Below are 22,240 nucleotides of genomic sequence, written 5' to 3' on the forward strand. Positions count from 1 at the left end.
CAGGGGCGCACGAGGCGAAGGGCCCCGAGTGTACCAAGCCCGTTACAGTCCGTAGCGCTTGATCTTGTCGTACAACGTGGCCTTGCCGACCTGCAGCAGATCCGCCGCCTGGCTCACCGCGCCGCCGGTGCGCGCGAGCGTATCGGCGATCACGGCGCGCTCGTAGTGCTCCATGCGCTCGCGCAGCGGTGCGGAGTCGTCCGCGACGTCCGGCTTGCCGCTCACGCCTTCGGGCACGCCCAGCACCAGCCGGTCCGCCGCGTTGCGCAACTCGCGCACATTGCCGGGCCACGGGCGCTGCATCAGTGACTGGCGCTGCATCTCCGAGAGGATCGGCGCGGGGCGCTGGTAGCGCACGGCCGCCACCAGCATGAAGTGCTCGAACAGCGGCACGATGTCCTCGCGGCGGTCGCGCAGCGGCGGCAGCGGAATCGTCACCACGTTGAGCCGGTAGAGCAGATCCTGGCGGAAGGCGCCCTGCGCTACCAGCCCCTCCATGTCGCCCTTGGCCGCCGCCACGATGCGCACGTCGATCGGCACCGAGGTGTTCGAACCCAGCCGCTCCAGCGTGCCCTCCTGCAACACCCGCAGCAGCTTCACCTGGAGCGCCAGCGGCATGCTCTCGATCTCGTCCAGGAACAGCGTGCCGCCCGACGCATGCTCCAGCTTGCCCACGCGGCGCTTGCCCGCGCCGGTGAAGGCGCCGGCCTCGTGGCCGAACATCTCGCTCTCGAAGATCGCCTCGGGCACCGCGCCGCAATTCAGGGCGATGAAGGGCGCGTCGCGCCGGGTGGACAGCGCGTGGAGGCTGCGCGCCACCAGTTCCTTGCCGGTGCCGGTTTCGCCGTTGATCATCACCGGCACATCGGTGGGCGCCACGTTGGCGATCAGGTCGCGCACGCGCGCCATCGCCGCCGAGCGGCCGATGATGCGCGTGCCCGCCGCCGGGCCCGCCAGCTGGCGGCGCAGCGCCACGTTCTCCAGTTCCAGCGCGCGGCGCTCGAGGGCGCGGCGCACGGTGTCGGTCAGGCGGTCGGCCCCGAACGGCTTCTCGATGAAGTCGTAGGCGCCCTCGCGCATGGCCTGCACGGCCATCGTGATGTCGCCGTGGCCGGTGACGAGGATCACCGGCACGCCGGGCGCGGCGTTGCGGCAGTGGTGCAGCAGGTCGAGCCCGCTCGCGCCGCCCAGCCGCACATCGGTCACCAGCACGCCGGGAAAGTCGGCGCTGAGGTGCGGCATGGCCGCCTCCGCCGAGGGCAGCGCCAGTACCGCGAACCCGGCCAGTTCCAGGCTCTGCGCCGTGGCCTGCCGCACCAGCGGCTCATCCTCCACAAACAGCACGCGCAATCCGTCTTGCATCGCCATCCCTTATTCCTGCTCGCCTTCTCAGGCAGTGGTGGCGGGCTGGTACGCCCGCCGCAAAGTCACCACGAATTCAGCGCCGCCGCCATCCGCGTTCTGCGCCGCCAGCTGGCCGCCGAACTCGCGCACGATCGACGAGGAAATCGCCAGCCCCAGCCCGAGCCCCTGGCCGATCTCCTTGGTAGTGAAGAACGGCTCGAACAGGCGCGGCAGCACATCGGGCGCAATGCCGGGGCCATTGTCGCGCACGGACACGCTCACCGCCTCGGGGGCGACGTACACCGTAATGTCGATGTGGCCGGCCTGCCGCGCTTCCGGTCCCTCGCCGGCAATCGCGTCCAGCGCATTGCCGACGAGGTTCAGCAGCACCTGCTCCAGCTTCAGTTCGTCCGCCCAGACCGCGATCTCGGCGCCGTCGGCCCCTTCGGTCTCATCGCCCTCCAGCCCGCGCACGGTCAGCCCCACGCCCGCCAGGCGCGGCGCCATCAGTTGCAGCACGTGGTCGATGGCCGCGCGCACGCGCACGGCGTGGCGCCGGGGCCGCGCCTTGCCGGCAAACAGCTTGAGCTGGCCGGTGATCTTGCCCATGCGGGTGGTGAGATCGGCGATGGCGCCGAGGTTGCCGGTGGCGGCGTCCAGCTGGCCGCGCTCCAGCAGCACGCGGGTGTTGTCCGAGAACGTGCGCAGCGCGGCCAGCGGCTGGTTCAGCTCGTGCGTGATGCCGGCGGCCATCTGCCCCAGCGCGGCGAGCTTGCTGGCCTGCACGAGTTCGTCCTGCGTGGCGCGCAGCTCGCCTTCGGCGCGGGTACGCTCGGCCACCTCGGCTTCGAGCTGTTCGTTGATCGCCATCAGGTCGGCCGTGCGGGCCTCCACGCGGCGTTCGAGTTCGTCATAGGCCGCTTCGAGCATGCGGCGGCTGTATTGCATGTCGCGCGCGCGCTGGCGGCGCTGGCGCAGGTTCACCAGCAGCAGGCCGACGCAGGCGTAGGCCAGCGCCGCGCCCACGGTGGCGCCGCGCGCGCTGGCCAGCACCGGGTCCAGCGGCGCCATGACCTGCATGGTCCAGCCGGCCGGACCGACATCGCGGCTGATCTCCAGATAGCGGTCGCCCCGGTCGGCGGTGAGCCCGATGCCGCCGGCCGGGCTGCCGGCCTCGCCATCGGCGCCCAGCCGCACCAGCCGCGCGTTCTCGCCCAGCACGGTGTCGCCGAGCCAGCGCGTGACCGGCGAATCCAGCGCCAGCAGCGGCAGCGGCGTGACCGCCTGATCGTGGTACTGGCGGGTGTTGTGCAACTCGGCCTGGAGTTCGGGCGGCAGCGTGCGCAGCGTGCGGTACTGCCAGGCCGGCACGGATGAGAGGAAGATCACGCCATGGTCGTCGGCCACCATCAGCGGCTCCGCCCGGCCCGCGCCGGCGCGCTGGAACCACTCCAGGTTCAGCTTGACCACGGTCACGCCGATGACCTTGCCGCCCGACTCGATCGGCTGGGCGATGTAGTAGCCCGGTTCGTCGCTGGTGATGCCGATGGCGTAGAAGCGGCCCACCTCGCCCCGCGCCGCGCGCTGGAAGTACGGCCGGAAGCGGTAGTCGGTGCCGACGAAGCTGCCCGGCTCGCCGTGGTTGCTGGCAGCCAGCGCCATGCCATTGGCGGCAATCACATAGGTGGCGGAGGCGCGCGCGCGCCGGTTCACATCGACAAGATAGTCATTGACCGCGGCAATCCGTGCGGGGTCCTGGGGGGCGGCCAGCAGCCCGCGCACCGAGGGATGCAGGGAAACCAGCGCGGGGAGGAATTCGTAGCGGTCGAGCGTGGACTCGAGCGTGGCGGCGTAGCGCTCGGCGCGCATGGCCGTGGATTGCTGCAGCGCGGAGATCCCGCGCTGCACCGACAGCAGCCAGGTCAGCCCGCAGAGCAGCAGCAGGCCGGCCAGCAGGGCGCCGGCAAAGCCATACCAGCGCGGGCCGGGTCCGGGCGCATGCACGGAACCCGGCGCCGCAGGGTCATGTACGGCTAGAAAATCGTCGGAATGAGGCATCGGCGCGCACGAAGGGTCTCGCGCCGATGATACCCGTTGCCGGGACAGGTCAGCGGGCCGCGTCGGCCAGTCCGACGGTGTCATCTTCGCCACGCAGCACGCGGTTCAGGCGGGCACGATCCAGTTCCTTTTCCCAGGCGGACACCACCACGGTGGCCACGCCGTTGCCGATGATGTTGGTCAGCGCGCGGCATTCGCTCATGAAGCGGTCGATGCCGAGGATCAGCACCATGCCGGCCACCGGGATGGTCGGCACCACGGCCAGCGTCGCCGCCAGCGTGATGAAGCCCGAGCCGGTCACGCCGCTGGCGCCCTTGGACGTCACCATGGCCACGGCCAGGATCGTCAGCTGCTGGAGCAGCGTCAGCTCGATGCCCGTCGCCTGGGCGATGAAGACCACCGCCATCGTCATATAGATATTGGTGCCATCCAGGTTGAACGAGTAGCCCGTGGGCACCACCAGCCCCACCACCGACTTCGAGCAGCCCAGGCGCTCCATCTTCTCCATCAGGTGCGGCAGCGCGGCCTCGGAGGAGCTGGTGCCCAGTACGATCAGCAGTTCTTCCTTGATATAGGCGACGAAGCGGATGATCGAGAAACCCGTGAACTTGGCCACGGTACCCAGCACCACCAGCACGAACACGATGGCCGTGAAGTAGAACGTGCCGATCAGCTTCAGCAGCGGCACCAGCGAGCCCAGGCCGTACTTGCCGATGGTGAACGCCATGGCGCCGAACGCGCCGATCGGGGCCACCTTGGTGATCACGTGGACGATGTGGAAGAACACCTTCGAGACCTGGTCCACCATCTCATGCACGATCTTGGCGCGGTCGCCCAGCACCGCCAGGGCCGAGCCGAAGAACAGCGAGACCAGCAGGATCTGCAGGATGTCGCCATTGGCGAACGCGCTGAAGACCGTGTCCGGGATGATGTGCATGAAGAACTCGGTCGTGCTCTGGCCGTGGGCCTTGGACACGTATTGCGAGATCGACTTGGTGTCCAGCGTGGCCGGATCGATGTTGAAGCCCACGCCCGGCTTGAGCGCGTGCGAGGCCAGCAGGCCGATCAGCAGCGCGAAGGTCGAGACGATCTCGAAATACAGCAGCGCCTTGCCGCCCACGCGGCCTACCTTCTTCATGTCGCGCATGCCGGCGATGCCGGACACCACGGTACAGAAGATGATCGGGCCGATGATCATCTTGATCAGCTTGATGAAGGCGTCGCCCAGGGGCTTCATCTCCACGCCTGTGTCGGGCCAGAAATGGCCCAGCAGGATGCCCACGGCAATCGCGAACAGCACCTGCACGTACAGGATCTTGTAGAAGGGTTTCCTCATGATGTCGTCCTCGGTGTTTTTTGACCGGTGCCGGGCGCTCGGGGCGCCCGCTATGCACGCCTGGCGGATTGCGGCGCGTCTGAAGGTAACTATTTGCAACAGACGTGCCACCGAGGCACTTGTCCGCAAGCCATTGATTTGGAATGACTTTCGATTTTCCGGACGGCCGACGGGTCCGGCTTTCCGGAATTCCGGACTGGGCCGCTCCGGGTTTCCGGAAGCCAATGCGGCGCGGGGATCGCCTTGCAAGGGCATATCGCATCACATTTAGCCAAATCGGCCAATGCAGCAGCGCCCGATCACCCGCCCCATTCCGGAAATCCGGGCAGCCCCGCATGGCGGAACGCGGAGTCTGACGACGTATAATTCCGTGCTTCCCTAACGCCATCGACGCATCCGCCCCCGCGAGCGCGCCCGAGCATGAGCAGCTACTACCAACACCACGTCTTCTTTTGCCTGAACGAGCGCGACGACGGCAAAGCCTGCTGCACCGACCACAATGCCAAGGCGATGCAGGAATACGCGAAGAAGCGTTGCAAGCAGCTTGGCATTTCCGGCGCCGAAGGCCGCGTGCGGATCAACAAGGCCGGCTGCCTGAACCGGTGTGAACTCGGGCCCGTGCTGGTGGTCTACCCCGAGGCCGTCTGGTACACCTTCGTCGACGAGCAGGACATCGACGAGATCATCGACAGCCATCTGGTGAACGGCAAGCCGGTCGAACGCCTGATGCTCGACCGCTGATCCGCCTCCGCCGTGCCCGCCGGGTCCGCCCGGTTTTTTTGTTGCCCGGTTTTTTTTGTTGCCCGTCTTCGTCCCGCTTTCACTCCTGCTCCTGCCACCATGAACGCGCATACCCAGGTCACCACGATTCCCGGCCCCGTCGGCGCCATCGATATCTCGATCGACCTGCCGCAGGGCATGCCCGTGCGCGGCCTGGCGCTGGTGGCGCACCCGCACCCGCTGTTCGCCGGCACCAAGGACAACAAGGTGGCGCAGACGCTGGCGCGCACCTTCGTCGCCCTCGGCTACGCCACGGTGCGGCCGAACTTCCGCGGCGTGGGCAACTCGGCGGGCGAGCATGACCAGGGCATCGGCGAGCAGGACGACCTGCTGGCCGTGGTGGACTGGATGCGCACCCAGACCGCGTGGTCCCCGGACGCCGCCACGCTGCCGCTGGCGCTGGGCGGGTTCTCGTTCGGCAGCTTCGTGCAGACGCACGTGGCGCGGCGGCTGGCCGAGGCCGGCACGCCGGCGCAGCGCCTGGTGCTGGTGGGAACCGCCACCAGCCGCTGGGACGTGGCGCCGGTGCCGGCCGACACCATCGTCATCCATGGCGAGCAGGACGAGACCGTGCCGCTGGCCAGCGTGCTGGACTGGGTCCGGCCGCAGGAACTCCCGATCATCGTCATTCCTGGCGCCGACCATTTTTTTCATCGCAAGCTGCATCTGATCAAGCAGCTTGTCGTCAACGCGTGGGACCGGTGATCCGTCCCGTCCGCGCAACCCTCATCCGTTGGAATTCGCACCTATGAACAGAGCCACGCCGCGCTTCGCGTCCGCCCTTGCCCCCGTCGCTATTGCCGTTACTGTCGCGCTCGCCGCCCCTGCCGCCGTGCTGGCGCAGGGCGTGCCGACCCCGCAGGTCGCCGCCAAGTCCTGGATGCTGTACGACGTGACGAGCGGCCAGGCGCTGGCCTCGCAGAACGCGGACCTGCGCATCGAGCCGGCCTCGCTGACCAAGATCATGACCGCCTACCTGGCCTTCCAGGCGGTCAAGGAAAAGCGCCTGACGATGGACCAGACCGTGGTGCCGACCAACGTCGTGCTGAAGGTGAAAAGCGACGAATCGCGCATGTTCATCGAGCCGAACAAGCCGGTCAGCGTGCAGGACCTGCTGATGGGCCTGATCGTCCAGTCCGGCAACGACGCCGCGCTGGCGCTGGCCGAGGCCGTGGGCGGTTCCGAGGAAGGCTTCGTGGCGATGATGAACCGCGAGGCCCAGCGCATGGGCCTCAAGGGCACGCACTTCACGAACACGGACGGCATTCCCGACCCGGAGCACTACACCACGGCGGTGGACCTGGCCACGATGACCACGCGCCTGATCAAGGACTTCCCCGAGTACTACGGCATGTACTCGCAAAAGGAGTTCACCTATAACAAGATCAAGCAGCCGAACCGCAACCGCCTGCTGTACATCGACCCCACCGTGGACGGCGTGAAGACGGGCCACACCAAGTCGGCCGGTTACTGCCTGATCTCGTCGGCGCAGCGCCCGCTCGCCAACGTGCCGAACGGCAACCGCCGCCTGGTGTCGATCGTGATCGGCACCACCAGCGAGCAGGTGCGCACGCAGGAAAGCCTGAAGATCCTGAACTACGGCTTCCAGTTCTTCGACACCCTGCGCCTGTACGACAAGGGCCAGGTCCTGGCCACGCCCGAGATCTACAAGGGCGCCGCCGGCACGGTCAAGATCGGCGTGTCCAACGAGACCTTCGTCACGGTGCCCAAGGGCACGGGCAGCCGCCTGAAGCCGGTGCTGGAGCGCCAGGAACTGCTGCTGGCCCCGATCGCGGTCGGCCAGCAGGTCGGCACGGTCAAGCTGATGGACGGCACCACGAAGGTGGGCGAGTTCCCGGTGGTGGCGCTCGAGGACGTGCCCGAGGCCGGCTTCTTCGGCCGCCTGTGGGACACCATCCGCCTCTGGTTCAAGCGCAAGTAATCCGCACACACGCGAGAGCACGAACATGACGACCGATTCGAACGATGGTCAGCAGCCCGGCAGCATTCCGCCGCAGGCCTCGCTGATCGAGTACCCGAGCGACTTCCCCATCAAGGTCATGGGCGCGATGCAGGACGGCTTTGCCGAGGCGATCGTGACCCTGGTGCAGGACTTCGACCCGAACTTCCACGCCGGCAAGATGGAGATGCGTCCGTCGCGGAACGGCAATTATCTGGGCCTGACCGTGACGGTCTGGGTGACCAGCCGCGAGCAGCTGGACGATTTGTACCGCGCGCTGACGTCGCATCCGATGGTGAAGGTGGTGCTGTAAGCGCATGAACGCCATCACGCTCAAACCGGGCAAGGAAAAATCCCTGCTCCGCCGCCACCCCTGGGTGTACGCCACCGGCATCGCCTCCACCGAAGGCCGCTGCGAGACCGGCACCACGGTGGTCATCCGCGCCGCGGACGGCCGTTTCCTGGCACGCGGCGCCTACAGCCCCGAGTCGCAGATCCGCGCACGGGTGTGGACGTTCGACGAGAACGAGCCGGTCGACCACGCGCTGTTCAAGCGCCGCGTGGCCGCCGCGGTGGCCCATCGGCGCCAGTGGGTGCGCGATACCGACGCGGTACGGCTGATCTTCGGCGAGGCGGACCGCCTGCCCGGGCTGGTTGTCGACTATTACGGCAGCGGCGACAAGGGCCAGCTGGTCTGCCAGTTCAATTCGGCCGGCGTGGAGCAGTGGAAGGAGGCGCTGGTGCAGGCGCTGGTCAAGGAGACCGGCTGCCCGAATGTCTACGAGCGCTCCGACGCCGCCGTGCGCCAGCGCGAGGGCCTGCCGCTGGTGACCGGCGTGCTGGCTGGCGCCGAGCCGGACCCGGAGCTGTCCGTGACCGAACACGGCGTGCGCTACTACGTGGACGTGCGCAACGGCCACAAGACGGGCTTCTACGTCGACCAGCGCGACAACCGCAAGCTCGTCGGCGATCTGGCCGAAGGGCGCGAGGTGCTGAACTGCTTCTGCTACACGGGCGGCTTCTCGCTGGCCGCGCTGCGGGGCGGCGCCACGGCGGTGACGTCGATCGACTCGTCGGGCGAGGCGCTCAAGATCGCCGCGAACAACGTCACGCTGAACGGCTTCGACGCCGAACGGGCGACCTGGCTCGACGCCGACGTGTTCAAGACGCTGCGCGAGTTCCGCGCCGAGGGCCGCCAGTTCGACCTGATCGTGCTGGACCCGCCCAAGTTCGCCCCGTCGGCGCAGCACATCGACCGCGCCGCGCGCGCCTACAAGGAAATCAACCTTGTCGGCATGCAACTGCTGCGGCCGGGCGGCCTGCTGTTCACGTACTCGTGCTCAGGCGCCATCAGCATGGAGCTGTTCCAGAAGATCGTGGCTGGCGCGGCCACCGATGCCCGCTGCGACGCGCGCATCCTGCGCCGGCTCTCGGCGGGCACCGACCATCCGATGTCGGCGGCCTTCCCGGAAGGGGAATACCTGAAGGGCCTGCTGCTCGAGAAGGTGTGAGAGGGGCCGAGGGCGCCCGGGCACCCCGGTATAAACCCTCGGTTTTGACTTCTGACGGTCATATTCACCGTCTATGCTTCGTCTCGCGGTGAGGCATTGGCAGGTGTCTCACTGCCTCTTCTTATCAGTCTTCGTGGTAATTGCCCCGCCTACCCGGCGGGGCATTTTTTTGTCCGTCTCTCCTGGCGGAATGGAAGCGGGCCTCTAGGCCGGGCGACGGTCCGGGCGGCGCCATCCGGAGCGAAAGTCCCTATAATCGAACGATCGTTCAATTTGCGACCCGATCAGAGGAGACCCCATGCCCGCCGCCACGACCTTGCCGCCGATCCTGCAGAACCTGGCCCTGCCCGTCATCGCCTCGCCGATGTTTATCGTCAGCTATCCGGAACTGGTGCTGGCGCAGTGCAAGGCCGGCATCGTCGGCTCCTTCCCCGCGCTCAACGCACGCCCGGCGGAGCTGCTCGACGAATGGCTGACGCAGATGCAGGAGGACCTGGCCGCGTTCCAGGCCGCAAACCCGGGCAAGCGCGTCGGCCCGATCGCCGTGAACCAGATCGTCCATGCGTCCAACGCGCGGCTGGAGCACGACGTGAAGGTCTGCGTCGACCACAAGGTACCCATCTTCATCACCTCGCTGCGCGCGCCGGTCAAGGAAATGATCGATGCCGTGCACAGCTATGGCGGCATCGTGCTGCACGACGTGATCAGCCTGCGCCACGCCGAGAAGGCCATCGAGGCGGGCGTGGACGGCCTGATCCTGGTGGCGGCTGGCGCCGGCGGCCATGCCGGCATGCTCTCGCCGTTCGCGCTGGTGGGCGAGGTGCGCAAGATCTTCGACGGTCCCATCGCGCTGTCTGGCTCCATCGCCACCGGCGACGCCGTGCTGGCCGCCCAGGCCATGGGCGCCGATTTCGCCTACGTGGGCACGCGCTTCATCGCCTCGCAGGAAGCCCACGCGAGCGCGGAGTACAAGCAGTCGATCACCAGCGCGGCGGCCTCGGACATCGTCTACACGAACCTGTTCACGGGCGTGCACGGCAACTACATCCGCGAGAGCATCAGCAATTCGGGGCTCGACCCGGACAACCTGCCCGTGGCGGACAAGACCAAGATGGACTTCTCGAGCGGCAGCTCCAAGACCAAGGCGTGGAAGGACATCTGGGGCGCTGGCCAGGGCGTGGGCCAGATCGAGGACATTGCCACGGCCGGCGAGATCATCGCGCGCATGAAGGAAGAGTACGACGCCGCGCGCGCTCGGCTCGGACTGGTACGATAGGGGCGTTTTTTCGCCCTCGCTCCTTTTCGCCCCTTCCTTTGCACCCGACCGACTCCGAACGCCCCGCCGGCGACACCCGCCGGCCCCGCTCCCCAGGCAACGCCAGCGACGCGCTCACGCACCGCGAGCGCGTGATCCGGGCATTCTGGGTCACCTGCGGCGTCGTGTCGCTGGTGCTCGGCTTCATCGGCATTTTCCTGCCGCTGCTGCCCACCACCCCGTTTGTCCTGCTGGCGGCCGCCTGCTTCGCGCGCGGCTCGGAGCGCTTCCACGACTGGCTGATCTCGCACCCGCGCTTCGGCCCGCTGGTGCGGGACTGGCAGGCGCATCGCAGCATTCCGCTGCGCGCCAAGTGCCTGGCGCTGTCGATGATGTGGATTTCGATGGGGACCACCGCCTGGCTGCTGCGCGGGCGGCCGGTGTCCTCGCTGACGCTGCTGGCGGTGGGCGCCGCCGTGACCATCTGGATGGTGCGGCTGCCGACCCGGCCCCGGGGTGGGTATGGTGAGGCGGCGGAGCCGCCCCAATCCCCTCAGTCGTAACTGCGCGCGTCCTCGATCACCTTGCCATCCTGCGGCAGCGACCCTGCCGCCACGAAGCGCACCTCGCCACGCAAGCGCATGACGTCGCGGATCGAATCGGCAATGGCGTGCGCCAGTCCGTCGTCCTCGCGCGTGGCGTCGCAGTGCAGCGTCATGGTGTCCGCGCCGACCATGCCGGTCACCACCAGCCTTGCGGCGCGGATCTCGGGATGGCGGCGCACCACATCCGCCACCTGCCCGGGATGGACGAACATCCCCTTGACCTTGGTGGTCTGGTCCGCGCGCCCCAGCCAGCCCTTGAGCCGGATATTGGTGCGCCCGCATGGGCTGGCGCGGTGCGAGGAGTCGCTGACGATGGCCGACAGGTCGCCCGTGCCGAAACGGATCAGCGGATAGTCGCCGTTGCCGAGCACCGTCACCACGACCTCGCCGGTCTCGCCCTCGGGCATCGGCTGCGTGCCGCCCGGCTCGACGATCTCCACCAGCACGCCTTCATCGACCACCCAGCCGTCGCCGCCCTCGGTTTCGTAGGCGATCAGCCCCACGTCGGCGGTGCCGTACATCTGGCGCACGGTCACGCCATGGTCCTGCAGCCATGCGCGCAGCGGCGGCGGGCAGGCTTCGCCGGTGACCAGCGCCTTCGACAGGCTCGCGCACGGCATTCCCAGCTCGGCGCCCCGCTCGATCAGCAGCTTCAGGAACGATGGCGTGCCGGCATAGGCGGACGGCTGCAGCGCCGCCATGGCCTGCACCTGCGATTCGGTCTGGCCGACGCCCGCCGGGAACACGCAGCAGCCCAACCGGTGTGCGCCCGATTCCATCATCATGCCGGCCGGCGTGAAGTGGTACGAGAAGGTGTTGTAGACCAGCTCGCCGGCGCGGAAACCGGCCGCGAACATGGCGCGCGCGATGCGCCACCAGTCATCGGCATGGCCGTCCGGCTCATGGATCGGTCCCGGCGACTGGAACACATGCCGCAGCCCGCCGATGGGCGTAGCGTTGAGGCCACCCAGCGGCGGCGCGGTGCGCTGGCGGGCGGTCAACTCCGACTTGCGCGTCACCGGCAGCGCCGCCAGCGCGGCGCGGGAGGTAAGGTCGCGCGGGTCCACATCGCACAGCACCTCGGCGAAGTAAGGCGCGTGGGCCTGCGCGTGCGCCACCTGGCGCGCGAGGGCGGCCAGCAGCGCGGCCTCGCGCTCGGCCGGCGTGCGCGTTTCCAGCGAATCGAAATAGTCAACCATGGTGCGGGAGGGGTAGGAATTCAGGCCAGCCAGCGCTTGCGGCGCCGATAGCTCTTCACATCGCGGAATGATTTGCGCGCGGCGCCATCGGCATCGTTGGCGGCCACGCCCAGGTAGAACTCCTTGACGTCCTCGTTGGTGCGCAGCGATTCGGCCTCGCCGTCCATGACCACGCGGCCGTTCTCGAGGATGTAGCCGTAGTCGGCGTAGCGCAGCGCCACCATCGTGTTCTGCTCGGCCAGCAGGAAGCTGACCTTCTCGCGTGTGTTCAGGTCGCGCACGATCTCGAAGATCTCCTCGACGATCTGCGGGGCCAGGCCCATGGACGGCTCGTCGAGCAGGATCATCGCCGGCTTGGCCATCATCGCCCGCCCGATCGCGCACATCTGCTGCTCGCCGCCCGAGGTATAGCCAGCCTGGGACTTGCGCCGCGTCTGCAGGCGCGGGAAGTAGGTGTAGATCTTCTCCAGCTCGTGGCGCGTGTCTGCGCGCGACAGCCCGCGCGTGTAGGCGCCGGTGAGCAGGTTTTCCTCGATGGTCAGGTGGGCGAAGCAATGGCGCCCCTCCATGACCTGGATCACCCCGCGCTTGACGAGGTCGTTGGGCGTGAGCTGGTCCACGCGATTACCGCGATATTCGATGGAGCCCTTGGTCACGTCGCCGCGCTCGGCGTGGAGCAGGTTCGAGATCGCCTTGAGCGTGGTGGTCTTGCCGGCCCCGTTGGCGCCGAGCAGCGCCACGATGCGGCCTTCGGGCACCTCCAGCGAGACCCCCTTGAGCACCAGGATCACGTGGTCGTAGATGACTTCGATGTTGTTGACGGATAGCAGGGACATGGATGGACACCTCAAATGCCGCTGGTTTTGCGCTCCCCTCTCCCGCTTGCGGAAGAGGGGAGACAACCGCAGGCCGCGCTTACGACTTCGCGCAGGCCGGCGTAATGCCCTTCTCCTTCGCGTACTGCGCCGCGTTGGCCTTGAACAGCGGGTGGATCAGCGCCTTGTTGCCCTCGATCCAGTCAGACACCACCACCCACTTGGCGCCATCCCACTGCTGGATCTTCACCTTGCCGGAGCCCTCGTGGTTGTCGCAGCTCGTCTTGATCTCGGGCAGCAGGCCGGTGGCGCCCAGCTGCTGCAGGCGCGCGTTGGTCACGTTCAGGTTCTCGAAGGCCCAGCGCATCTGGTCGCCGGACATCATCTTGCCCTTGCCGAACTTGTCCTGCGCCACGCGGATCGCCTCCACGGTCACCACGGCCGCCGAAACGCCGCGGTTATAGAGCACCGAGCCGACCTTGTTGCGGTCCTGCATATTGCCCTTGCCGGCGCCGTACACCACCTTGTCGATGTCGGCGATCAGCGGCACGTTGCGGCCCGCCACGTTCCACGTCGCGCTCATGTAGCCCTTGGCGGCGTCGCCGGCCGGCACGGTGTCTTCCTCGGAGCCAGCCCACCAGGAGCCGATCATCTTGTCGCGCGGGAAGCCCACCTTCTGCGCCGCCTTCAGCGCGGTCTGGTTCATCACGCCCCAGCCCCAGAAGATCACGTAGTCCGGATTCTCCTGGCGGATCTTGAGCCACTGGGCGCCCTGCTCGTTGCCGGGGTGCGCCACCGGAATCTCCACCAGGTTGAACTTGTTCAGCCGCGCCTCCGCCTGCAGGGCGACGATCGGCTCCTTGCCGTAGGCCGAGTCGTGGTACAGGTAGACGATCTTCTTGCCGTTGAGCGAGCCGCCGCTCTTGGTGGCCAGGTACTTGACGATGGCCGACACCTGCATCTGGTACGTGGTGACCAGCGGGAACGCGTACGGGAACACCGAGCCGTCCACGGCGTCCGTGCGGCCGTAGCCCATCATCACCAGCGGCACCTTGTCGGCGGCGGTCTTGTCGACCAGTGCGTAGGAGATGCCGGTGGACATCGAGTGGTACGCGGTGCCCTTGGTCGTCGCGTTCTTCGACTTGAGCCGCTCGTAGCACTCCACGCCCTTGGCGTTGTTGTACTCGGTCTCGCACTCTTCCCAGCTCAGCTTCACGCCGTTGATGCCGCCATCCTTGAGGTTGACGTAGTTCAGGTAGTCGATGAAGCCGCCGTAGAACGACTGGCCGTTGGCGCCGTAGGGCCCCACGCGGTAGCTCGGCAACGCCACGAACTGCTCGTTGGCCTGCGCCAGCGCCGGCAGCGACGGCGCCAGCAGCGCCGCCGCCACGCCAACCACCAGGGCGGCGCGCTGCACATTGCGAATCAGGGTTGTCATGACAGTCTCCTTGACCTTTCGCCTCGTAGACGGGCGTTGTTATGGGCTACGACGATGAATCAATGCGGGAACGGCCAGAGCCGCAGCTTCTCCTTGGCGATCTGCCACAGCCGCGCCAGCCCGTGCGGCTCCACGATCAGGAAGAAGATGATCAGCGCGCCGAACACCATCAGCTGGATGTGCGACACCGTGGCGTTCGTGAACGGCAGGTGCAGCAGCGCGGCCAGGCCGGGCAGCACGTTGTCGAGGAAGATCGGCAGCAGCAGGATGAACGCGGCGCCGAGGAAGGAGCCGAGGATGCTGCCTACCCCGCCGATGATGATCATGAACAGGATGCGGAACGAGAGGTCGAGCGAGAAGCCGTCCGGCTCCACCGAGCCGAGGTAGCAGAACGCATAGAGCGCGCCGGCCACGCCGCAGTAGAACGAGCTGACCGCGAAGGCGAGCAGCTTGGTGCGCATCAGCGGAATGCCGATGACCTCGGCGGCCACGTCCATGTCCCGCACGGCCATCCAGGCGCGGCCGGTGGCCGAGCGCACCAGGTTCTTGGCGACGAAGGCCAGCACCGTGACGAAGGCGAGCACGAACAGGTACTTGCGCACCGGGGTGTCGATGGTGAAGCCGAACAGGTCCAGCCGCTGCGCCGTGATCACGCCCGACGAGCTGTTGTTCGACAGCCAGGGAAACTTGGTCAGCGCCCAGACCACGAAGAACTGCGCCGCCAGCGTGGCCACGGCGAGATAGAAGCCCTTGATCCGCAGCGAGGGCAGCCCGAACGCCACGCCCACCAGTGCCGCCGACAGCCCGGCCAGGAGGAAGGTGGCCAGCACCGGGATGCCTTCGATCCGCAACTGGAAGTTGTACGCCGCGTACGCGCCCACGGCCATGAAGGCCGCCGTGCCCAGCGAGAGCTGGCCGGCGTAGCCGGTCAGGATATTCAGCCCCAGCGCCGCGAGCGAGAAGATCAGGAACGGGATCAGGATCGCGTTGAACCAGTATTCCGAGGCGGTGAACGGCACCGCGACGAAGGCCACTGCCATCAGCACGGCAAAACCGATGCGGTCCTGGCGGATCGGGAAGATCTGGCTGTCGGCGATGTAGCTGGTCTTGAACTGCCCGGCTTCACGATAGAGCATGGTGTCGGTCTCCGGACGGGTTACACGCGGTCGATGTGCTTCTCGCCGAACAGCCCTTCGGGCCGCACCAGCAGGAACAGCAACGCGAATACATAGGGGAACCAGCCTTCGATGCCGCCGAAGTTGCCGCCGAACATCGCCTGGAACACGGGCGGGATGTAGATCTCGGCCAGCTTCTCTGAGGCGCCGATGATCAGCCCGCCGACGATGGCCCCCGGCACCGAGGTGAAGCCGCCCAGGATCAGCACCGGCAGCGCCTTGAGCGCGGTCAGCGTCAGCGCGAACTGCACGCCGTTGCGCGAGCCCCAGAGCATGCCCGCCACCAGCGCCACGAAGCCGGCCACGCCCCAGACGATCGCCCAGATGTGCTGGAGCGGAATGCCGAGCGAGAGCGCCGCCTGGTGGTCATCCGCCACCGCGCGCAGCGCCCGCCCCACCTTGGTGTACTGGAAGAACAGCGCCAGCGCGGCCACCAGCACGGCGGCAATCGCGGCGGCGGCCAGGTCGAACTTCGAGATAACGATGTTGAAGCGGGTGAGGATGGCCTCGATCGGCTCGTCCACGATGCCGAGGTTGATCGGCCGCACCTCGTTACCGAACAGCAGCGGCCCGAGCCCCTCCAGGAAGAACGACAGCCCGATGGTCGCCATGAACAGCGTGATCGGCGGCTGGTTGACCAGCTTTCGCAGCACCAGCCGCTCGGTGCTGATGCCCACGATGATCATGACCACGAAGGCGCCGATGAACGCCGCCCACATCGGCATGCCCTTGTCCATCAGCCCCACCACGGCCAGCGCGGCGAAGTAGACCATCGCCCCCTGCGCGAAGTTGAACACGCCGGACGCCTTGTAGATCAGCACGAAGCCCAGCGCCACGAGCGAGTACATCAGCCCGGAGAGCAGCCCGCCGATCAGGATTTCGAAGAAGAAGGTCATGATGGGGTCCGATGCTCAGTGCGAGGTGCCGAGGTAGGCGCGAATCACGTCGGGGTTGGCCTTGACCTCCTCGGGCGTGCCGTCGCCGATCTTCTTGCCGTAGTCGAGCACGACCACGCGGTCGGAGATGTCCATGACCACGCCCATGTCGTGCTCGATCAGCACGATGGTGGTGCCGAACTGCTGGTTCACGTCGAGGATGAAGCGGCACATGTCCTGCTTCTCTTCCACGTTCATGCCGGCCATGGGCTCGTCCAGCAGCAGCATCGACGGCTCCGCCGCCAGCGCGCGCGCCAGCTCCACGCGCTTCTGCAGGCCGTACGGCAGGCGCCCCACCGGGGTCTTGCGGATGGCCTGGATCTCGAGGAAGTCGATCACCTCCTCCACCTTGTGCCGGTGCCGGATCTCCTCGGCGCGCGCCGGGCCCCACCACAGCGCGTGCGCGAACAGGCCGGTGCGGAACTGGGTGTTGCGGCCGGTCATGATGTTGTCCAGCACGGTCATGCCCTTGAACAGCGCGATGTTCTGGAACGTGCGCGCGATGCCCTGCCGCGCGGCGGCGGTCGGATGCATCTGGCGCCGCTCCTCGCCCCGGAACACGATGCGGCCCTGCTGGGGGTGATAGACGCCGTTGATCACGTTCAGCATCGAACTCTTGCCGGCGCCGTTCGGGCCGATGATCGCGCGGATCTCGTGCTCGCAGACATCGAACGAGATGTCGGTCAGCGCCTTCACGCCGCCGAACGCGAGCGAGATGTTCTGGAGGTCCAGGATCACGTCGCCGCGCGTGCGGGTGTGCAGGGTGGAGTCCGGCTCCAGCGCGTCGCCGGTGCGGAGCCCCTCGTGCTGCACGCCATCGGCGTGCCCCGGCGCGGTGATCGTGCCTGCCGGCGCCATCGTGCCCGTGGCGTCCACGCGCCATGCCATCTGCGTCATGCCATTCCCCTGTTCATGCCGCGCGCGCGCCGCCCGTGGGCGGGAAACGCTTGACGTCCACCAGCTTCAGCGTGGCCGAGACACTGCCCTCGCGACCGTCCTCGAACTTCACGCGCGTCTCGATGAACTGCTCGGGCTTGCCCGCGTACAGCGCCTCGACCAGCACCGCGTATTTCTCGGCGATAAAGCCGCGCCGCACCTTGCGCGTGCGCGTCAGTTCGTCGTCGTCCGGGTCCAGCTCCTTGTGCAGGATCAGGAAGCGCGCCACCTGCGAGCCGGCCAGCATGGCGTCCGCCGCCAGGTCGGCGTTCACCTGTTCCACGCATTCGGCGATCATCGCGATCACTTCCGGCTGGGCGGCCAGGTCCACGTAGCCGGCATAGGCCAGGTGGCGGCGCTCGGCCCAGTTGCCCACCGCATCGAAATCGATGTTGATGAAGGCGCAGACCGATTCGCGGTCCGTGCCGAAGGCCACCGCCTCCTTGATGTACGGGAAGAACTTGAGCTTGTTCTCGATGTACTTCGGCGCGAACATCGACCCGTCGGCCAGCTTGCCGACGTCCTTGGCGCGGTCGATGATCTTGAGGTGGCCGTCGGCGTCGATCACGCCGGCGTCGCCGGTCATGAAATAGCCCTCGTCGTTGATGGCCTCCCGCGTGGCGTCGTCACGCTTGTAGTAGGACTTCAGCAGCCCCACGCCGCGCACCAGTACCTCGCCGTTGTCGGCGATGCGGATCTCCATGCCCGGCGCGGCCGGGCCGACCGAGTCGAACTTGACCTGCCCGTCCGGCTGCAGGCACACGTAGGCGCAGGTCTCGGTCTGGCCGTAGAACTGCTTCAGGTTCACGCCGATGGAGCGATAGAAGCGGAACAGGTCCGGGCCGATCGCCTCGCCAGCGGTGTAGCCCACGCGGATGCGGCTCATGCCGAGCACGTTGCGCAGCGGGCCGTAGATCACCCATTCGCCCAGCGCGTAGCGCAGCCGGTCCGCCAGTGGCACCGGGCGCTTGTCGAGGATGTCCGCGCCGCAGCGGCGCGCCACGCCCATCGCCCAGTCGTACAGGCGGCGCTTGACCCAGCCAGCGTCCTCCATGCGGATCATCACCTGCGTCAGCAGCCCTTCATAGATGCGCGGCGGGGCGAAGTAGTAGGTGGGGCCGATCTCGCGCAGGTCCGTCATCACGGTCTCCCGCGACTCCGGGCAGTTCACCGTGAAGCCCGCGACCAGCGCCTGCGCGTACGAGAACAGGTTGTCGCCCACCCAGGCCATCGGCAGGTAGGAGAGCACGTCGTCGGCGGGGCCGAGCTTGTCGAACTGGCAGCCGTTGCGCGCCGCGCCGATCAGGCCGCCGTGCGAATGGCAGACCCCCTTGGGCTTGCCGGTGGTGCCGGAGGTGTAGAGGATGATCGCGGTGTCGTCGGGCTGGCCGGCCTGCACCTGCTCATCGAAGAATCCGGGGTGCGCGGCATCGTACTCGCGGCCGATCTCCTGGAGGCGTTCGTAGGAGAGCAGCGAGGGATGGTCGTAGTCGCGCAGGCCGCGCGGGTCTTCGTAGATCAGATGACGCACGGCGCGGCCGCGCGCGGCGAGCTGGGCCTCCACCTCGAGCAGCTTGTCCACCTGCTCCTGGTCCTCGACCACGGCGAATTCGATCTCGGCGTCTTCCAGCACATAGACCATCTCGTTGGCGATGGCGTCCTGGTAGAGCGGCACCGGCACGCCGCCGAGCGCCTGCGCGGCGGTCATCGCCCAATAGAGACGCGGGCGGTTGTCACCCACCACGGCCAGGTTCATGCCCCGCCGGAACCCAAGCGCGGCCAGCCCGCAGGCGAGCGCGCGGACCTCGCGCGCGGCTTGCGACCAGCTATATGTCTGCCAGATGCCGAGATCCTTCTCGCGATGGGCCGGATGGTCCGGCCGCTGCGTGGCGTGCGCCAGCAGGCATCGCGGGAAGGTCGTTGCCGACGATTCCTGCATCGCTGTCTCCTCTCCCCCAGGGGGCGTAGGGGCCACGCCGGGTATCAAGCCGCCGGACCGGTCGCTATACTGGGCGCCAAGCGGCGCTTCTCGCACCGCATCATGCCGCCAGGCCTTGTGACATCAGGCCGGGCCGGTTCCGTAGTGATCGTAAGATAGCCGATGCCATCCCCCCGGGTTGTCACGCCGATGACAATTCCGGGTTAATCCCTACGGGAGCACCGAGTGGCGATTTCCCATGATTTCATCGACCGTTGCGCCTGGGCCGTGGACCTCAGCCCGGCCCAGCGCGAGCGTGTCAAACGCGTGACTACCGTGCGCGAGTACAGCCAGGGCGACTATGTCTGCCACAAGGGCGACCTGGCCGAACACTGGCTGGGGGTGGTGGAAGGCATCATCAAGATCACCACGGTGTCGCCCTCGGGCAAGTCGGTGACCTTCACCGGCGTGCCGACCGGCGGCTGGTTCGGCGAAGGCGCGGTGCTGAAGTCGGAAATCCGCAAATACGACGTGATGGCGCTGCGCCGCTCGCGCATCGCGTTCATCCCGCGCGAGACTTTTCAGTGGCTGCTGGATACCAGCCTGCCGTTCACGCGCTTCCTGCTGATGCAGTTCAACGAGCGGCTCGGGCAGTTCATTGCGGCGGTGGAGTACGAACGGCTGCTGGACATCGATTCGCGCGTGGCGCGCGCGGTGTCGTCGCTGTTCAACGAACACCTGTATCCGGGGCTGGGGAATACGCTGGAGATCTCGCAGGAGGAGATCGGCCTGCTCGCCGGCATCTCGCGGCAGCGCGCCAACCAGGCGCTGAAGGTGCTGGAACAGCAGGGGCTGGTGCGGGTGGACTACGGGGTGATCGAGGTGCTCGACCTGGAGGGATTGCGGCAGTACGGGGAGTGAGTCCCCCTCCCGCTGGGGAGAGGGGGCAAGGCTATCGACTTACTTGCTGTACACGTAAACCCCACGCCCGGTCTTGCGGCCGAGGTAGCCGGCGGCGACCATCTCGCGCATCAGCATCGCCGGACGGTACTTCGGATCGGCGAACTCGGTGTAGAGCACTTCCATCACCGCCAGCATCGTATCCAGGCCAATCATGTCCGCCAGCGCCAGCGGCCCGATCGGATGATTGCAGCCCAGCTTCATCCCCTCGTCGATTTCTTCCGGCGACGCCAGGCCCTCGCCCAGCACGCAGAACGCCTCGTTGATCATCGGGCAGAGAATGCGGTTCACCACGAAGCCCGGGCTGTTCTTCACCGTGATCGGATACTTGCCCAGCCGCTTGGCCAGCGCTTCGACGTCCGCATGCGTGGCATCGCTGGTCTGCAGGCCGCGAATCAGTTCCACCAGCGCCATCATCGGCACCGGGTTGAAGAAGTGCATGCCGATGAAGTGGTCCGGGCGCGAGATCGCCGCAGCCAGCTTGGTGATCGAGATCGACGAGGTGTTCGACGCCACGATCACGTGCGCGCCGACGATGCTGTCGATCTGCTTGAGGATCTTGAGCTTCAGCTCATGGTTCTCGGTGGCAGCCTCGATGACGATATCGGCCTTCTTGAGGTCGTCGTAGGCGGTGCTGCCGTGGATGCGCGCCAGTGCCGCCGCCTTGTCGGCCTCGGTCGCCTTCTCCTTCTTGATCAGCCGGTCCATGCTGCCGGCCACCGTGGCGATGCCCTTCTGCACGGCGGCGTCGCTGATATCGACCATCACCACGTCCAGGCCAGCTACTGCGCAGGCCTGGGCGATGCCGTTGCCCATCGTGCCGGCACCGACGATGCCTACTGTCTTGATTGCCATGTCGAACTTCCTTGTGTCGTTACGTGTATCCGGGAATGAAATCGGGACCGATCAGGCCGCCAGCTTCGCCAGCGCCGCGATTACGCGCTCGGCGTGCTCCTTGAGCACGGCCATGTCCTGCTGCTCGCGCGCATGGCCGCGAATCGGCTGGTCCGCGTAGCGCGGCACGATGTGGAAATGGATGTGCGGCACGGTCTGTCCCGCCGCCACGCCGTTGAACTGGGTGATGACCATGCCGTCCGGCTGGAAGGCCTCGCGCACGGCACGCGCCACGCGCTGCGTGGACTTGATCGCCGCCGCCGCGCCGGCCTCGGACAGGCCGAACAGGTCCACTGCCTGCTCCTTCGGCACGACCAGCGCGTGGCCGTCGGTCTGCGGCATGATGTCCATGAACGCGATGGTGTCCGCGTCCTCGTAGATCTTGAAGCACGGGAGTTCGCCACGCAGGATGCGGGCGAAGATGTTCTGGTTGTCGTACATGGGATCAGGGCCCTCCTTCTGCGTGGCTTGGACCCGCGCAAGGATGGCGCGCGGCAACCTTCGAGTGTAGCGCAGCGCGCGCCTACACAACGTCTCCATCAATGGGAATCGTAGTTCGATGAAATCAACGTCCTTGCTGATCTTCCGCAGCAAGTGAACGTTCACGCATTTTCAGTGCCCCGGTCAGCGTTTAAGGTGCAATGCCATGGCAACCGAGGGATTCATCGATGGCACACGCGATCGGCCGTACTGCAGGGTGGAAGGGAACGCTTCGTCTGGCGCTGCTGGCGGGGCTGTGCCTGCCGCTGACAGGATGCACCGAAGACCAGATGGGACTGGACATTCTTGGATACAACCATACCGACCGCAGCATCTACAGCTTCGGCGTCAATGAGTATGGCGGCGGCTACTTGGGAGCACACACCGGTGGTGGAAAATTTACGTGTTGCATGAGCATTCCGCGTGCCTACAAGCCAGGCATGACGGTAACCGTCTGGTGGAGCGATTGGGGTGGGGAAAACGCCATGGAGCGCGTCGTGGAAGTGCCACGGTATGGCCCGGATGAAGGCGGACATTTTGCCGTGCATTTCCTGCGTGGCGGCGAGGTCAAGGTGTTCGTCACCATGATGGGCCTCGGGCATCCGGACTATCCGCTCAAGGGTGAGGATGCCGAACTGTGA

General features: G+C 67.0%; 21 protein-coding genes. 9 read left to right on the forward strand and 12 right to left on the reverse strand.

The genetic code is table 11. From position 1 onward, the window contains the following. Window positions 1-42: 42 nt before the first annotated feature. Genes AC1DFU_RS06335 through AC1DFU_RS06345 form a run of 3 tightly spaced genes read right to left on the reverse strand, consistent with a single transcriptional unit; the run spans window position 43 to window position 4,738 of the window. The gene (locus tag AC1DFU_RS06335) at window positions 43-1,362 is read right to left on the reverse strand and encodes a sigma-54-dependent transcriptional regulator (RefSeq protein ID WP_092292109.1); all 1,320 of its coding nucleotides are present in this window, start codon (window positions 1,360-1,362) and stop codon (window positions 43-45) included. A 27-nt stretch (window positions 1,363-1,389) separates the two neighbouring features. Then, on the reverse strand, window positions 1,390-3,402 hold the full coding sequence (locus AC1DFU_RS06340) for a sensor histidine kinase (protein WP_092291568.1): 2,013 nt from the start codon (window positions 3,400-3,402) through the stop codon (window positions 1,390-1,392). Window positions 3,403-3,451: 49 nt separating this feature from the next. Next, complete coding sequence (locus AC1DFU_RS06345; RefSeq protein ID WP_092291566.1) at window positions 3,452-4,738, reverse strand: dicarboxylate/amino acid:cation symporter; 1,287 nt, start codon at window positions 4,736-4,738, stop codon at window positions 3,452-3,454. A 420-nt stretch (window positions 4,739-5,158) separates the two neighbouring features. Between AC1DFU_RS06345 and AC1DFU_RS06350 the strand changes: the two genes are divergently transcribed. The 7 genes from AC1DFU_RS06350 to AC1DFU_RS06380 all read left to right on the forward strand — a co-directional run bounded on the left by AC1DFU_RS06350 (window position 5,159) and on the right by AC1DFU_RS06380 (window position 10,807). Then, a complete protein-coding gene (locus AC1DFU_RS06350) occupies window positions 5,159-5,479 on the forward strand; it encodes a (2Fe-2S) ferredoxin domain-containing protein (RefSeq protein ID WP_092291564.1) in 321 nt (106 codons plus the stop codon). A gap of 99 nt (window positions 5,480-5,578) precedes the next feature. Next, on the forward strand, window positions 5,579-6,223 hold the full coding sequence (locus AC1DFU_RS06355; protein ID WP_092291562.1) for an alpha/beta hydrolase: 645 nt from the start codon (window positions 5,579-5,581) through the stop codon (window positions 6,221-6,223). A 43-nt stretch (window positions 6,224-6,266) separates the two neighbouring features. Next, the gene (locus AC1DFU_RS06360; protein WP_092291560.1) at window positions 6,267-7,460 is read left to right on the forward strand and encodes a D-alanyl-D-alanine carboxypeptidase family protein; all 1,194 of its coding nucleotides are present in this window, start codon (window positions 6,267-6,269) and stop codon (window positions 7,458-7,460) included. Window positions 7,461-7,485: 25 nt separating this feature from the next. After that, the gene (locus AC1DFU_RS06365; RefSeq protein WP_092291557.1) at window positions 7,486-7,791 is read left to right on the forward strand and encodes a YbeD family protein; all 306 of its coding nucleotides are present in this window, start codon (window positions 7,486-7,488) and stop codon (window positions 7,789-7,791) included. A gap of 4 nt (window positions 7,792-7,795) precedes the next feature. Then, the gene (locus tag AC1DFU_RS06370) at window positions 7,796-8,989 is read left to right on the forward strand and encodes a class I SAM-dependent rRNA methyltransferase (protein ID WP_092291555.1); all 1,194 of its coding nucleotides are present in this window, start codon (window positions 7,796-7,798) and stop codon (window positions 8,987-8,989) included. Window positions 8,990-9,287: 298 nt separating this feature from the next. Beyond that, a complete protein-coding gene (locus tag AC1DFU_RS06375; protein WP_441591379.1) occupies window positions 9,288-10,265 on the forward strand; it encodes an NAD(P)H-dependent flavin oxidoreductase in 978 nt (325 codons plus the stop codon). 38 nt (window positions 10,266-10,303) lie between these two features. Then, the gene (locus tag AC1DFU_RS06380) at window positions 10,304-10,807 is read left to right on the forward strand and encodes a YbaN family protein (protein WP_369823467.1); all 504 of its coding nucleotides are present in this window, start codon (window positions 10,304-10,306) and stop codon (window positions 10,805-10,807) included. Here AC1DFU_RS06380 and AC1DFU_RS06385 read toward each other — a convergent pair. The 7 genes from AC1DFU_RS06385 to AC1DFU_RS06415 all read right to left on the reverse strand — a co-directional run bounded on the left by AC1DFU_RS06385 (window position 10,798) and on the right by AC1DFU_RS06415 (window position 19,286). After that, the gene (locus AC1DFU_RS06385; RefSeq protein ID WP_441591380.1) at window positions 10,798-12,048 is read right to left on the reverse strand and encodes a phenylacetate--CoA ligase family protein; all 1,251 of its coding nucleotides are present in this window, start codon (window positions 12,046-12,048) and stop codon (window positions 10,798-10,800) included. The genes AC1DFU_RS06380 and AC1DFU_RS06385 overlap by 10 nt on opposite strands. A gap of 20 nt (window positions 12,049-12,068) precedes the next feature. After that, complete coding sequence (locus AC1DFU_RS06390; RefSeq protein WP_092291549.1) at window positions 12,069-12,884, reverse strand: ABC transporter ATP-binding protein; 816 nt, start codon at window positions 12,882-12,884, stop codon at window positions 12,069-12,071. A 79-nt stretch (window positions 12,885-12,963) separates the two neighbouring features. Beyond that, entirely contained in the window at window positions 12,964-14,301 is a 1,338-nt protein-coding gene (locus AC1DFU_RS06395; protein ID WP_092291547.1) for an ABC transporter substrate-binding protein, read from the reverse strand. Window positions 14,302-14,360: 59 nt separating this feature from the next. Further along, window positions 14,361-15,437 (reverse strand): branched-chain amino acid ABC transporter permease, encoded by a 1,077-nt coding sequence (locus tag AC1DFU_RS06400; RefSeq protein WP_092291545.1) that lies wholly within the window; start codon window positions 15,435-15,437, stop codon window positions 14,361-14,363. Window positions 15,438-15,457: 20 nt separating this feature from the next. Further along, window positions 15,458-16,372 (reverse strand): branched-chain amino acid ABC transporter permease, encoded by a 915-nt coding sequence (locus AC1DFU_RS06405; protein WP_092291543.1) that lies wholly within the window; start codon window positions 16,370-16,372, stop codon window positions 15,458-15,460. Window positions 16,373-16,387: 15 nt separating this feature from the next. After that, on the reverse strand, window positions 16,388-17,308 hold the full coding sequence (locus tag AC1DFU_RS06410; RefSeq protein WP_092291541.1) for an ABC transporter ATP-binding protein: 921 nt from the start codon (window positions 17,306-17,308) through the stop codon (window positions 16,388-16,390). A gap of 13 nt (window positions 17,309-17,321) precedes the next feature. Continuing rightward, complete coding sequence (locus AC1DFU_RS06415) at window positions 17,322-19,286, reverse strand: AMP-binding protein (RefSeq protein WP_092291539.1); 1,965 nt, start codon at window positions 19,284-19,286, stop codon at window positions 17,322-17,324. A gap of 231 nt (window positions 19,287-19,517) precedes the next feature. Here AC1DFU_RS06415 and AC1DFU_RS06420 point away from each other — a divergent pair, with 231 nt between their 5' ends. Then, window positions 19,518-20,186 carry a Crp/Fnr family transcriptional regulator gene (locus tag AC1DFU_RS06420; protein WP_092292105.1) on the forward strand — a complete coding sequence of 223 codons (669 nt, stop codon included), beginning with the start codon at window positions 19,518-19,520 and terminating at the stop codon, window positions 20,184-20,186. Window positions 20,187-20,225: 39 nt separating this feature from the next. Here AC1DFU_RS06420 and AC1DFU_RS06425 read toward each other — a convergent pair whose 3' ends face one another. Together AC1DFU_RS06425 and AC1DFU_RS06430 are read right to left on the reverse strand one after the other, a co-directional pair. Continuing rightward, on the reverse strand, window positions 20,226-21,080 hold the full coding sequence (locus AC1DFU_RS06425; RefSeq protein ID WP_441591381.1) for a 3-hydroxybutyryl-CoA dehydrogenase: 855 nt from the start codon (window positions 21,078-21,080) through the stop codon (window positions 20,226-20,228). A gap of 51 nt (window positions 21,081-21,131) precedes the next feature. Then, window positions 21,132-21,560, reverse strand: a complete 429-nt coding sequence (locus AC1DFU_RS06430) for an HIT family protein (protein ID WP_441591382.1) — start codon at window positions 21,558-21,560, stop codon at window positions 21,132-21,134. Window positions 21,561-21,787: 227 nt separating this feature from the next. Here AC1DFU_RS06430 and AC1DFU_RS06435 point away from each other — a divergent pair, with 227 nt between their 5' ends. After that, entirely contained in the window at window positions 21,788-22,240 is a 453-nt protein-coding gene (locus AC1DFU_RS06435) for a DUF3304 domain-containing protein (protein ID WP_149136840.1), read from the forward strand.

It is taken from the genome of Cupriavidus sp. 10L45, assembly GCF_056395225.1.